The organism is Holophagaceae bacterium (genome assembly GCA_016720465.1).
Taxonomy (GTDB): domain Bacteria; phylum Acidobacteriota; class Holophagae; order Holophagales; family Holophagaceae; genus JANXPB01.
This window is the reverse complement of record JADKKO010000004.1, coordinates 515,067-526,902: the sequence shown is the minus strand read 5'-3', so window position 1 is coordinate 526,902 and position 11,836 is coordinate 515,067. Positions and strand designations below refer to the sequence as shown.

At 66.0% G+C, this 11,836-nt stretch carries 11 protein-coding genes; 2 read left to right on the top strand and 9 right to left on the bottom strand.

What is annotated here, in order from left to right:
* The first annotated feature begins 33 nt into the window (after positions 1-33).
* Positions 34-1,857: a M2 family metallopeptidase gene (locus IPQ13_09695; GenBank protein MBL0211167.1), complete on the top strand. Its 1,824-nt coding sequence runs from the start codon at positions 34-36 to the stop codon at positions 1,855-1,857.
* Between the two features lie 9 nt (positions 1,858-1,866).
* On the opposite strand, the gene IPQ13_09690 is transcribed toward IPQ13_09695, so the two are convergent.
* From IPQ13_09690 to IPQ13_09650, 9 genes are all read right to left on the bottom strand, one after another.
* A complete protein-coding gene (locus IPQ13_09690; protein ID MBL0211166.1) occupies positions 1,867-3,243 on the bottom strand; it encodes a hypothetical protein in 1,377 nt (458 codons plus the stop codon).
* A gap of 50 nt (positions 3,244-3,293) precedes the next feature.
* A complete protein-coding gene (locus tag IPQ13_09685) occupies positions 3,294-3,524 on the bottom strand; it encodes a GxxExxY protein (GenBank protein ID MBL0211165.1) in 231 nt (76 codons plus the stop codon).
* Positions 3,521-4,390 (bottom strand): tRNA U-34 5-methylaminomethyl-2-thiouridine biosynthesis protein, encoded by an 870-nt coding sequence (locus tag IPQ13_09680; GenBank protein ID MBL0211164.1) that lies wholly within the window; start codon positions 4,388-4,390, stop codon positions 3,521-3,523. The genes IPQ13_09685 and IPQ13_09680 overlap by 4 nt, the downstream gene beginning before the upstream one ends.
* A gap of 88 nt (positions 4,391-4,478) precedes the next feature.
* Positions 4,479-5,939 (bottom strand): aldehyde dehydrogenase, encoded by a 1,461-nt coding sequence (locus IPQ13_09675; GenBank protein ID MBL0211163.1) that lies wholly within the window; start codon positions 5,937-5,939, stop codon positions 4,479-4,481.
* Positions 5,936-7,024: an asparaginase gene (locus IPQ13_09670; protein ID MBL0211162.1), complete on the bottom strand. Its 1,089-nt coding sequence runs from the start codon at positions 7,022-7,024 to the stop codon at positions 5,936-5,938. Before IPQ13_09670 ends, IPQ13_09675 begins: the two co-directional genes overlap by 4 nt.
* 112 nt (positions 7,025-7,136) lie before the next feature.
* Complete coding sequence (locus tag IPQ13_09665; GenBank protein MBL0211161.1) at positions 7,137-8,354, bottom strand: LLM class flavin-dependent oxidoreductase; 1,218 nt, start codon at positions 8,352-8,354, stop codon at positions 7,137-7,139.
* Between the two features lie 16 nt (positions 8,355-8,370).
* A complete protein-coding gene (locus tag IPQ13_09660; GenBank protein MBL0211160.1) occupies positions 8,371-9,156 on the bottom strand; it encodes an SDR family oxidoreductase in 786 nt (261 codons plus the stop codon).
* Complete coding sequence (locus tag IPQ13_09655; protein MBL0211159.1) at positions 9,146-10,006, bottom strand: tryptophan 2,3-dioxygenase; 861 nt, start codon at positions 10,004-10,006, stop codon at positions 9,146-9,148. The genes IPQ13_09660 and IPQ13_09655 overlap by 11 nt, the downstream gene beginning before the upstream one ends.
* 79 nt (positions 10,007-10,085) lie before the next feature.
* On the bottom strand, positions 10,086-11,276 hold the full coding sequence (locus IPQ13_09650; GenBank protein MBL0211158.1) for a hypothetical protein: 1,191 nt from the start codon (positions 11,274-11,276) through the stop codon (positions 10,086-10,088).
* Positions 11,277-11,319: 43 nt separating this feature from the next.
* Between IPQ13_09650 and IPQ13_09645 the strand changes: the two genes are divergently transcribed.
* On the top strand, positions 11,320-11,766 hold the full coding sequence (locus IPQ13_09645) for an OsmC family protein (protein MBL0211157.1): 447 nt from the start codon (positions 11,320-11,322) through the stop codon (positions 11,764-11,766).
* Positions 11,767-11,836: the final 70 nt, after the last annotated feature.

The following is an 11,836-nucleotide window of genomic DNA, read 5'->3' as shown; positions in this document are numbered from 1 at the left end:
GCGGCACAATCAAGGGTTCCCTATGGAGTCCCCGTGCGCCTGCTGCCCGCCCTCATCCTCGGCCTACCCCTGATGCTTCCGCTTCCCGCCCAGACCGAAGCCAAGAAGAGCAAGGCCGTGATCCCTGTCGAGACCCCCATCAAATCGCTGATCCAGCAGCGGGCCGACCGCTTCCTGGGCCTCGTGAACGAAGGCTACAAGGCACTCTACAAGGTCACCAGCGAGGCCCAGTGGGCCGCCAGCACGGATGTCAGCCCGGCCCATGATGCCTCGGCTGAAACCGCGGGCAAGGCCTTCGCGGCCTTCACCGGCAACCCGGCGGTGATCACCGAAGCCAAGGAGCTGCTCAAGCACAAAAAGGAGCTGGATGACCTGACCGTGCGGGAACTGGTGCGGGTGCTGCTGTACGCCGCCGAGGGCCCCATGACCAATCCCAAGCTCGTGGAGGCCCGCATCGCCGCGGAGACCGCCCAGGCCAGCGCCATGAACGGGTTCCAGTTCAAGCTGGGCGGCAAGCCGGCCACCGCCAACGCCCTGGACGACGTGCTCTTCAAGAGCAAGGATCTGGAAGCCCGGAAGCAGGCCTGGGAGGCCAGCAAGGAGATCGGCCCGCCCCTGAAGCCGGGCCTCGTGAAGCTCCGCGGGCTGCGGAACGGCGTGGCCAAGGAGCTGGGCTATGACGACTACTTCAGCCTGCAGGTGGCCAAGTACGGCATGACCACGGGCGAGATGTTGAAGCTCTGCCGCGCCAGCCGCAAGGAGCTCATGCCGCTCTATCTCCAATTGCACACCTGGGTGAAATACGAAATGGCCAAGAAGTACGGCCAGCCCGTGCCCAAGGCCATTCCGGCCCATTGGATCAACAACCGCTGGAGCCAGAACTGGACAGGCTTCGTGGACGCCGCGGACTTCGACCCCTACTTCCTGGGCCGGAAACCGGAATGGATCATCCACACCGCCGAGGATTTCTACACGGGACTCGGCTTCCAGCCGCTGCCCCAGACCTTCTGGGAAAAGTCGGACCTCTATCCAGTGAAGGCAGGCGACCCCCGCAAGAAGAACCAGCACGCGAGCTGCTGGCACCTGGACCTGGAAAAGGACGTCCGCAGCCTGCAGAGCATCGAGCCCAATTTCGAGTGGTTCCAGACCGCCCACCACGAGCTCGGGCATGGCTACTACTTCATGAGCTATACGAATCCCAAGGTGCCGCCCCTGCTGCGGGACGGCGCGGCGCCTTTCTTCCACGAGGGGGTCGGCGAGCTCATCGCCTTCGCCACGCGGCAGGTGCCCTACATGAAGGAAACCGGCGTGCTGCCCAAGGACTACAAGTCCGACGAGATGAAGGTGCTGCTGAACGATGCCCTGGAAGTCGCCATCCCGTTCATGTTCTGGGCCTGCGGCACCATGCCCGAGTGGGAGGCGGAGTTCTACGCCAAGGGGATGCCCGAGGAGAAGATGAACACGGAGTGGTGGCGGCTGGTGGCCGAGCTGCAGGGCGTGAAGCCGCCCAGCCCGCGGGGCGAGGAGTGGTGCGACGCCGCGACCAAGACCCACATCAACGACAACCCCGCCTACTACTACAGCTACGGCCTGGCGACGGTCTTCAAGTTCCAGATGCACGACCACATCGCGCGGAAGATCCTGCGCCAGGATCCGCGCAGCTGCAACTACGCCGGGCGCAAGGATGTGGGCGTCTTCCTGAAAGGCGTGCTTGAAAAAGGCGCCACCGAGGATTGGCGCAAGGTGCTGAAGGAAGCCACCGGCGAACGCCTGAGCACCCGCGCCATGGTGGAGTACTTCAAGCCGCTCCAGAAATGGCTGGAGGAGGAGAACAAGGGCCGCCAGGTGGGCTGGTGACAGGAGGCATCACGCGGATTCCAATCCCCGGACCCTGGCGATGACCTTCAGCTCCACGGCGATGGGGGTGGGCAGGGCCCGCACCTCCACCGTGGTGCGGGTCGCCTGGATGGCCTGGAAGTATTCCGTGTAGACGGCGTTGAAGGCCGCGAAATCCCGGCCCATGTCGATGAGGAAGCACTGGCAATCCACCACATCCTCGAGGCGCGAACCGGCTTCTTCGAGGATCGCCTTGATGTTCTCGATCACCGCCCGGGTCTGGGCGGCGGCATCGTAGTCCAGGGGCTGCCCCGATGGGTCGCGCACGGGCCCGCCGGGAATTTCATCGGTCTCCGGCTGCCGGGGGCCGATGCCGCTCACGAAGATGAAGCCCCCCTCGCGCCGGGCGTGGGGATAGGCGCCCACCGGTTTCGGGGCGCTTTGCGCGGACGCATGGATGGCCTCGGATCCGGAGGCCGGGGACGGGCCCGGCGCCGGGGGTCCGGTCCTGCTGCCCGCAAGCACCCCGCGCTCCCCGCTGAACATCTCCACGTCGCCCTCGTCGAATTCGCGGTTCAGGTTGCGTTCCGGCGCGGGCCTGAGGGAGACGACCGCCGCTCCGCTTCCCCAGATGGGGCCGTAGGCGTGGACCTTTCCCGCGTAGCCGTTGTGCTGGCCGAGCAGCGCCGAGAGCCACCAGAAGGCGCGTCCCTTCTGGTCCCCGTGGGCCTGGAGGCTGAATTCCCGGATGACCTGCGAGACATCCTCCACCCGCCCGTCCTCCAGCATTTCCAGGAGCTTGCGGTTCCACTCGTCATCCTTGGCGCTGTAGATGCGGTCGTCTTCCGGCTCGATCAAGCGGGGGAAGACGCGGTTGCTGAGCGAGGTGACGGCCACCGCGACGGCCTTCCTGCCCGTCGCCTGGATGGCATCCAGGGCCGCTTTTCCGAGCACGATGGTCTCGGCCCGATCCGCGTACATGTTGCACCCCACGACGCAGGCGGGGATGGCGTTGCCTGGGTTCAAGAGCTGCAGGGCCTGGATCACGCCGCTGTCGATGGGGAAGGCCCGGTAGTCCACGGTGCGGGCGTGCAGGCCCCGGGCCTGGGCGCAGCGCTCGTAGGCTTTCGCGAAGGCCGCGTCCATGCGGAATGAATAGGGCATGGTGCCGAAGGCGTGCCAGTCCTGGTCCACATGCACCCATTCGGGGTTCGGATCCGCCTGGATCTGGTGGCCGATCACGTTGGACCACTGGGTCGAATAGAGCAGGATCAGGTCCGCGCCGCTGGCCTGGATCTCGTCCCGGGCCGCCTCGAAGCCGAGCCTGAGTCCGGCCCAGGCGGGGCACTTCTCAGGGGCCAGGAGGGGCAGGGGTTTGCCGGGAACAATGTAGCCGTTGAGGATCATTTAAAAACTCACCACGAAGGCACCAATAAAAGGAAGGCCACGAAAATAGATCAAAGGATTCTTCTTCGAAGAGCTTCCTTGAAAGTGGGGGCGTTGAAATTGACAAGGAATCCGAGGCGGAGTCCCGACAAGCGCAGATAGGTTAATAGCTGGGCTTCATGGATGGGGTGGAGGACGTCCACAGCTTTGAGTTCGAGAATGATCCGGTCCTCGACGATTGCATCCAGATTCCCCTTTGTGGCTTTCGAGGTATTTGTGCCTTCGTGGTGAGCCTCATTCATGGGTGCCACCCCACCACCGCGTTGCCGGTGCCGATGACGCTGCCGTAGGCGTAGACCTCCGCGGCGTAGCTGGGGTAGTCCAGGGCGGCCAGCAGCCAGGAAAGGCTGCCGTCCTTGGTTTCGCTGATGGCCTGCTCCGTGAAGTCCGGAAGGATGTCCATGAGCTCGCGGCTCCGGCCTTCCTTCATGAGCTGGAGGACTCGCATGTCCCAGAGGTACTGCCCGTGGTGTGTGATGTGCTCGCGGCTCATGTCCTCGGGCAGTTCGCTCTCCGTGGTGAAGTGCCGGTGGCTCAGGCTGCAACTGGCCAGCAGCACGGCCCGCCGGCCCGTTTTTTCAAGCGCCCTGCGCGTGGCCTCGCCCAGCCGGGCCATTTCGTCCTGGCCCACCTCGTTACTGAAATCGAAGGCCGCCGAACTGCTGGAGATCGCCACGATGGGCTTCTTCCAGGCTGGATCCACGAGGTGGCAGCTGATGATGGTCCCGTAGTCCACGCGGAAATCCGGGTTCTCCATGAGCTGCATTTCGAGGTTGCGGGCCCGCCCTTCCGCATGGATGGCCCTCGCCAGTTCCACGTCCACGCGCAGGTCGAACGCGTAGCGGAAGAGATTGGGGAAGATCGGGTCCACGCTCCTGCCCGAAAGGCGGGGCACTGCCAGCAGATGATTGCCCGTGCGGGTCTTCCAGTGGGGGCTGTGGACCACCAGGACGTCGTAATCCGTCTCCGCCAGTTTCTTGCGCAGCCGTTCATAGCCCCAGCGCAGCACTTCCCAGCCGCCCTCGGAGCGCGGCTCGTTCTGGGGCGGGTTCTCCGCATAGACCAGATGGGGCGGATGGGGCGCCAGCACGCCCGCGACGATGCTCATGGGGCCGTCCAAAAAAGCCTCGCCGCCAAAACGCCCAGGCGCCAAGAAAAGCATTCCTGGTTTCTCGGCGTCTGGGCGTCCGGGCGGTTCATCGGGTTTCCGGGCTCAACTTCACGGTGATGGTTTTGATTTCGCTGAAGAATTCGAGGCTCCACCTTCCGCCTTCGCGGCCCACGCCGCTGTCCTTGACGCCGCCGAAGGGGACGCGCAGGTCCCGCAGGAGCCAGGTGTTGATCCAGACCAGACCTGCCTCCAGGCTCTGGGCGACGCGATGGGCCCGGGCGAGGTCCTTCGTCCAGATATTGGCGGCCAGGCCGTAGCGGACGCCATTGGCCATCTCCAGGGCCTCGTCTTCGGAATCGAAGGGATGGACCGTGGCCACGGGACCGAAAATCTCCTCTGTGGCCGTCCGGCAGGTGGAGGCCAGCCCGGTGACGATGGCCGGCTCCAGGAAGAAGCCGCCGGACAGCGCGCCGGGCAGGGCCGGACGTTTCCCCCCGCACCGGATCGTGCCGCCTTCCGCCACCGCCAGGCGAAGGTAGCCCTCGACCTTTTCGCGGTGGCCGGCCGAGATGAGCGCGCCCCCTTTGGTGGCGGGGTCCGAGGGATCGGCCGGAGCCCAGTTCGCGGCCTCGCGCACCAGGGCGTCCACGAACCGCTCGTGGATGGAACGCTCCACGAGAATCCTGGAGCCGCACAGGCAGATCTGCCCCGTGTTCTGGAAAGCGGCCCGGGCGACGCCTTCCACGGCGGCCTCGAAATCGCAGTCCGCGAAGACGATGCTGGGGTTTTTTCCGCCCAATTCCAAACTGAGTTTCTTGAACATGGGGGCGGCTGTTTCCGCCACCTTCGCGCCGCTCGCGGTGCCGCCGGTGAAGGAGATCGCCTTGACGCCGGAATGGCCCGCCAGAGCGGCGCCGGCCTCGGGTCCCAATCCGTGGACGAGGTTCACGATGCCAGCGGGCGGCCCCAGGGCCTGCAATTCTTCCAGGAGCAGGTGGGCGCTGAGGGGGGTGAGTTCGCTGGGTTTCGCCACCACCGTGTTGCCCATGGCGAGCGCCGGAGCGAGCTTCCAGGTGAGCAGGTAGAGGGGCAGGTTCCAGGGTGTGATGAGGGCGCACACGCCCACCGGCGTGCGGTGGACGTAATGCAGGGCGTCCGGGGCCGGGAAGGCTTCCTCGTGCCGCTGGCGCACTTCCCGCGCGAAGAAGCGCAGATTGGAAATGGCCCGGGGGATGTCCAGGGAACGCGCCAATTGGATCGGTTTTCCCGCGTCCAGGGCCTCGGCTTCGGCGAAGCCATCGAGGTTGGCCTCCACCCGCGCCGCAAGCGCTTCCAGGAGTTCGGCCCGCTCCCCGGCCGGCGTGCGCCCCCAGCTCCGCTGCGCCGCGCCGGCCGCCGCGACGGCCGCGTCCACATCCTGGGCCTGGCTGCGCGCCGCCATGGCGATGACCTGGCCGGTGGAGGGCGCCACGTCCTCGAGCCACAGCCCCTCTGCGGGATCCTGGAAGCTTCCTGCGATGAAATTCGGGAGGCGTCGGACGCTCATGCGCGGTCCTCCCCGGCGAAGTCGTGCCAATCGTAGTACCACCGGTCCTGATCCGGATCCCAGTCGTCCCAGGTGGGGATCTGTTCCAGCCGGGCCAGATACCGCTCCGGCACGATGCCCGGAACGAGGAAGGCCTTCTGGCGGCGCAGGCCGTAGGGGTTGCGGAGCGAGAAACCCAGCACCCCCAGGATGGCGCGGGCCACATACCAGGTGGCTTGGGGGTTCCACCCGTGGGCGATCTTGACGACCACGCCAAGCCCTTCGGGGTAGTCCGCGTGGACGATGGACATGCCCAGGAGCCCATCCGCCCCCTCCTTGGCGATGACCGCTCCACCGCAAGCCTTGAGGATGGTGGAATCCAGCCGGTTGAAGCCGCCGATCAGATCCGGGTGGCGCACCATGGCTTCCCAGATCCAGTCCTCGCCGCGGGTCCGGGCGAGGCCGGAATAGAGCTTCGCCAGCTCCGTGACGGTGTTGCTCACGGTGGGCAGTCCGCAGCCATCCTTGGCGGTGCGGAGCGGTTCCCACCCGCTGCCCAGGAAGCGGCGAAGCTGCTCCAGGTAGGCCAGGAAAAATGGGTGCTGGGGGAGCATGTAGCCGGCGCGGTTCCAACCCTTGCGGCGGCACCCGAGAAGGATCGCCGCATGTTCGCCGGAGCAGCAGTGGTACCAGCGGCGGGGCCTCCGCACCTGGCGGCCGAACTGGATGAGCGGCACGTCCAGGGGCGTGAGCATGAGGGGCCGCTCGGATTCCGGCAGCAGCGACATGGCCGCGGCCACGTGCTCCGTGTCGCCGTTGTGGCTGGCCACGCTGATGGCCTTCTGCTCCCAGGCGCAGCTCTCCAGTTCCTTGGCGAAGACCTTGACCATCAGCGGTTTCATCATGCTGCGGCCATAGCACAGCACATCGCCCCCGAAACTGTGGACGACCCGGTCTCCCGATACCCACGCCACGGCCCCGTGGATCGTGGTTTCCGACACATCGAAGCGCCGGTAGTCCACCAGCGGCTGCCAGTCGACCTCCCGGCCGGTGGGGATGCCGGGAATCTTTTCGCCGAGAGGGCTGGTGGGATAGTGGGCGGTCATAAAAAAACATCACCACGAAGGCACGAAAGGACGCGGAGGACACGAAGCATAAGGGTTGGTGCATCCATTATTCGTGGTTTTCGCGGCCAGCGTGCCTTTATGAGGAGCCCGCTCAATTTTTTCTCAATCGAGGAACCACTTCCTTCATGAAGGCCTCCATGCCGCGGATCACCCGGCCGCAGTCGTGGTCGAAGAAATCGAACCAGAGCATGAGGCGGTCTTCGGGGTGGAAGCGGGCGAGGATCTGCTCGGCCACGTCCTGGGGGTTTCCAATGAGGGCATTGTCCGCGGCGCCTTCCACTTTTTTGGGATCCAGGGTGCCGTCGAGCGCGCTCCAATAGGCACCCAGGGCCGCGCGGGCGTGGTCCTGGGCGGCTTTCCGCTGGGCTTCGGGGCTCTTTCCCGGCTCGGCGTCGAGGAACACGAATACCGTGCGGGGCATGTAATCCCGGCGCCAGGGGCCGCCGCCTGCGTGGTAGGCGGCGGCCATGCGGCGGTGGGTGTCTTCGATGATCCCGGGCTGGGTGATGCTGAGGTTGAAGACCTGGACCGGACTGAACGTGTTGGCGAATTCCTGGAGTTTCGGATCGTGGCTGCCGATCACGGGCTGCACGAGATCCCGGCGCCAATCGCAGGGAATGATCCTGGTGGCCTCGAAGCTCCATCGGCGGGGCAGGGGAATCGCGGCGCCGCTGATTCCGGCGAGATCCCGGACCCTATTCCATTCCTCGTCGCTGCGGAAATCAGCCCGGGCGATCGCGTATTCCGGGATATCCACGCTGGCGAGCGTTTCGCCCCGCAGCAGGCGGAGGAAGATTTCCGTGGCTTCCCAGAAGAGCCGGTTCTTCACCTGGGGCCAGGCGGCTTCCTCCCATGCGTGGCGGGCGTCCACGCCCGTCACCCGGTTCATGAAATCGAAGCGCCCGGCGGAAAAACCCAAATGCAGGCGGCGCCGTTCGTCCGGATCGAGGCCGTGGTGGCTGGCGAAGGTGGCCACGCGCTCGGCGTGGGCGAGGGGGCCGCCGTTGCAGACGATGTTCATCACGGCAGAACCCACTTCGATGCGCCGGGTGCGTTGGAAAACCCGCGCTGCCAGTTGCAGGATGTCCGCATTGAGCCCCACTTCCCCTTCCCAGTGGGGCACCACCGGTTTGCGATGCCGCTTCTGCGCCTCGGAACTGTAATGGCTCTCCGCCACCCAGGCCACACCGTAACCAAGGGCATCGCCCGCTTCGACCTGGGCGAAGAAGTTCCGGAACATGTCGGCTTCGCTCGGCTTGTGGCCGTCCACCGGGGTTTGCGAGATGGAAAAGAAGAGGTCGAATTTCATCATCCGGCACCCGACCTCAGAGTGAATTCATGCGTCCGCCGTCCACGGCGATGCTCTGCCCGCGGATGTAGCCGGCTTGGGGCGAGGCCAGGAAAGCCACGAGGGCGGCGGTTTCTCCCGGGTCCGCCACTCGGCCTTCGGGGATGATCCGCACCATGTCCGCCCTGACCGCCTCGAGGCTCTTTCCTGTTTTGACCGCCACCGCCAGCTCGATGGCCTCCAGGCGTTCCGTGGCCGTGGCTCCGGGCAGGACATTGTTGATGGTGATGCCCGGGGGCAGCTCCTTTGCGAGGGTCTTGGCCCAGGCCGCGGTGGCGGCGCGGATGGTGTTGGAGACGCCGAGGTTCGGGAGGGGTTCCCGCACGCTGGTGGAGATGATGTTCACGATGCGGCCGTAGCCCGCTTCCGCCATGCCCGGCAGCAACAGCTTCACGAGAAGATGGGGCGCCATGAGCAGCCGCCCGAAGGCCTGGACGAACTCCGCCTCGGTGGCCTCCAGGATGGGCCCCCCCGGAGGGCCGCCGGCGTTGTTGACCACGATGTGGACCGGACCGGCGGATGCAAGATGGGCCTCCACGCGCAGCCTCAGGCTCTCGCGGTCTTCCAGGTCCGCCACCAGGACATGGGCCTCGGGAGCTCCTGCGGCGGAAAGCTCCACACGAAGGGAAGCCAGCTTTTCGGCGCTGCGGGCCAGCACCGTGACGGCGGCGCCCCGTGCCGCGAGGGCCAGGGCACAAGCCCGCCCGATGCCTGCGCTGGCGCCGGTGACGAGGGCGTGCTTCCCCGTCAGCTCACGCTCCATACCCGCCCCCGCCAAGGTGGCCGCGGACCTCCCACAGGGCGGGGAAGAAGCGCTTGTCCGCTCTTCCTTTCAGGTATTGCACGCCGGGATCCTGGAAGGAAGGGCCGCCTTCCCCTCGTGGCAGGCTATCCGCGGATTGGCCGGCCGTTTTCATCATCTCCGTGTGGGCCACGCCGGTGCCGGGTTTGAAGCCGATCATGCGTTCCGCCATGAGGTAGTGCCGGGTCCGCCAGACCCGGAAACCCTCATCGAATTCGATGAACGCTTCGGCCAGCAGTTGCAGGTCGAGGTGTTCGGGCCTGGTATAGACCTGCACCAACGCCTGGATCTGCGCCTCGTGGTCCCCCGCTTCGAAGCCCCGGAGCAGGAGCAGATCGCAGAAGGCGTCCCAAAGGGTGGGGGCCGCGAGCGCATCCTCCAGCAGGCGGCGGGATTCCGGCGAGCCGGGGTAGAGCTCCAGGTAGCGTGGGTCTTTGAGGCCGCTCATGAATTCCAGGGCCCGGAACTGGGCGCTCTGCAGTCCCGAGGCGGGCTTGAGGAAATCCCTGAATTCCAGGAATTTGGCGGGGCTCATGGTCTCCATGACGTGGATCTGCTGGATGAGCACGCGCCCGATCTCGATGCTGCGGCGGAGCAGCCAGAGCGCCTCCCCGGCCTGGTCCGCCTGGAGGAAGGCGATGACGGATTTCACCTCGTGGAGCAGCAGCTTGAACCAGAGTTCGTAGACCTGGTGGACGATGATGAACTGCAGTTCGTCGTGTGACTCGGGGCTGGAAAGCGGAACTTGGGCGGCCAGAAGCTCCGGCACACGGAGGTAGGATTCATAGGACACGGGGCGCACGGGGGTCATGGCTCGATTGTACGGTGTCCGCTCCGCCGCCGGGATACCGGGTCCGGGGTCTCATGGGGCGGCGGACCAGCGCGGCCCATCAGAGCAGCCACCGGAACTGGTAGGCGAGGTGTTCGTACGCGCGGCGCCACCAGGGGCGCCGCGCCCATGCCTCGGCCTGGATCTCCACACTGTCGGACTGGTAGGTTTCGAGGATTCGCCGCAGGTCCCTGGCCACCCCTGGATCATGGATAGCCAGGTTCAATTCCAGGTTCAAGCGGAAGCTGCGCGGATCCAGGTTGCCGCTGCCGATCAGCGCCAGGCCATCATCGAAGACACCGGCTTTCGAATGCAGCATCCGGCCCCGGCGCTCGAAGATGCGCACGCCGGATGCCAGCAGTTTCCCGTAGGATGCGCGGCCCGCGGCCTGCACGAAGCCGCTGTCGCTGTGGCGTGGCACCAGGATCTGGACGGCCACGCCCCGTTTGGCCGCGTGGCACAGCAGCCTGCTCAATCGCAGGCCCGGCACGAAGTAGGCGTTGGCGATGAGCAGTTCTTTCCGCGCGAGGGAGACCAGGAGCCGCAAATGCTGGCGGATCGCCCGGGTGCCCCTTCGCCCCGCGCTGGTGACCAGTTGGACGGTGACCGGCTCGATCCAAGGGCCCTGCCAGATCCCGGCATCGTCTCCATCCGGCCTCTCTGACCTGCCGCCACCAGCGCGCCGCCACACCCTGTCGAAGTCCTCGCCTAGGTCCTCCACGATGGGCCCCCGCAGCACCGCCCCTTCATCCAGAAAGGCGTCGGGGTTGGCTTCCTGGTCATAATCGAGGCCCCAGTTGGCGCTCCCCACGACGGCCTCCCGCCCATCGCTGATCAGGAGTTTGCGGTGGTTCCGCCGGTTCATGATCCGGAACCGCCGCCAGGGCGCCACCGGGTGGAAGCGGAGCAGGGGGATGCCCGCCTGGTCCAGGGTCGAAAACAGCGCCTCGCTCCCCCAGGAGCCAAGGTCATCCACGATGCCGCGCACCTCCACACCCCGGTTTCGGGCTTCCACGAGGAGCGCGGCGATTTCCCGCCCTACGGCGTCATCGGCCCAGATGTATATCTCGAAACAAATGGAGCGCCGGGCGCCCCGGATGAGCGCCTTGGTGGCGGCTAGAATGGCGCTGCCGCTGTCCAGCAGGCTCATCGCATTTCCTTCCCGCAGGGGCAGCCCCAGCCGGTGGCCGGAGTGCGCCATCAGGCGGCGCCACAGGTTCTGGATGGGGTCGGGAAGGGGCAGGCGGGACACCCCACCATCATCTGCGACAATGCTCGTTTATGGAGTGCTTGAAATGGCCCACCACTATCCCCTGACGCTCACCTGGACCGGCAACACCCTGGTGGATCCCTACTCCCGCGACGCGGCGGCCGAAGCCGCGGGCAAGACCGCCATCCCTGTGAGCAGCGCGCCGGAATACGCGGGCAATGCAACGCGCTGGAATCCGGAGGACCTCCTCGGCTCAGCCCTCGCCACCTGCCACATGCTCACTTTCTTGGCCCTCTGCGCGAAGGTGAGGATCGAGGTCAGGGGATACGAAGATCGCGCGGTGTCCGTGCTGGACACGGTGGAAAAGACCACCAGCGTCACCGAAATCCATCTGAGCCCCACCATCCGGGTCGCACCGGGCACCAGCGTGGACAAGGTGGTGGAACTCTTCGAGAAGGCCCACAAATACTGCTTCGTGGCCAACAGCATCAAGTCGAAGGTGGTGATGGCCCCCGTGGTCGTCGAGGGTTAAGAGCGCGTTTTAAAATTCCCCCGCGCCGCGCTGGGAGCGCCGGGCGAGCAGGGCAGATATCAGTTTGTCT

Bases quoted from the DNA above. Each gene is read 5' to 3' on its own strand.
- IPQ13_09660 (MBL0211160.1), bottom strand. From the start codon at position 9,156: ATGGAGCGTGAGCTGACGGGGAAGCACGCCCTCGTCACCGGCGCCAGC.
- IPQ13_09645 (MBL0211157.1), top strand. From the start codon at position 11,320: ATGGCCCACCACTATCCCCTGACGCTCACCTGGACCGGCAACACCCTG.
- IPQ13_09685 (MBL0211165.1), bottom strand. From the start codon at position 3,524: ATGAATGAGGCTCACCACGAAGGCACAAATACCTCGAAAGCCACAAAG.
- IPQ13_09680 (MBL0211164.1), bottom strand. From the start codon at position 4,390: ATGAGCATCGTCGCGGGCGTGCTGGCGCCCCATCCGCCCCATCTGGTC.
- IPQ13_09670 (MBL0211162.1), bottom strand. From the start codon at position 7,024: ATGACCGCCCACTATCCCACCAGCCCTCTCGGCGAAAAGATTCCCGGC.
- IPQ13_09665 (MBL0211161.1), bottom strand. From the start codon at position 8,354: ATGAAATTCGACCTCTTCTTTTCCATCTCGCAAACCCCGGTGGACGGC.
- IPQ13_09655 (MBL0211159.1), bottom strand. From the start codon at position 10,006: ATGACCCCCGTGCGCCCCGTGTCCTATGAATCCTACCTCCGTGTGCCG.
- IPQ13_09690 (MBL0211166.1), bottom strand. From the start codon at position 3,243: ATGATCCTCAACGGCTACATTGTTCCCGGCAAACCCCTGCCCCTCCTG.
- IPQ13_09675 (MBL0211163.1), bottom strand. From the start codon at position 5,939: ATGAGCGTCCGACGCCTCCCGAATTTCATCGCAGGAAGCTTCCAGGAT.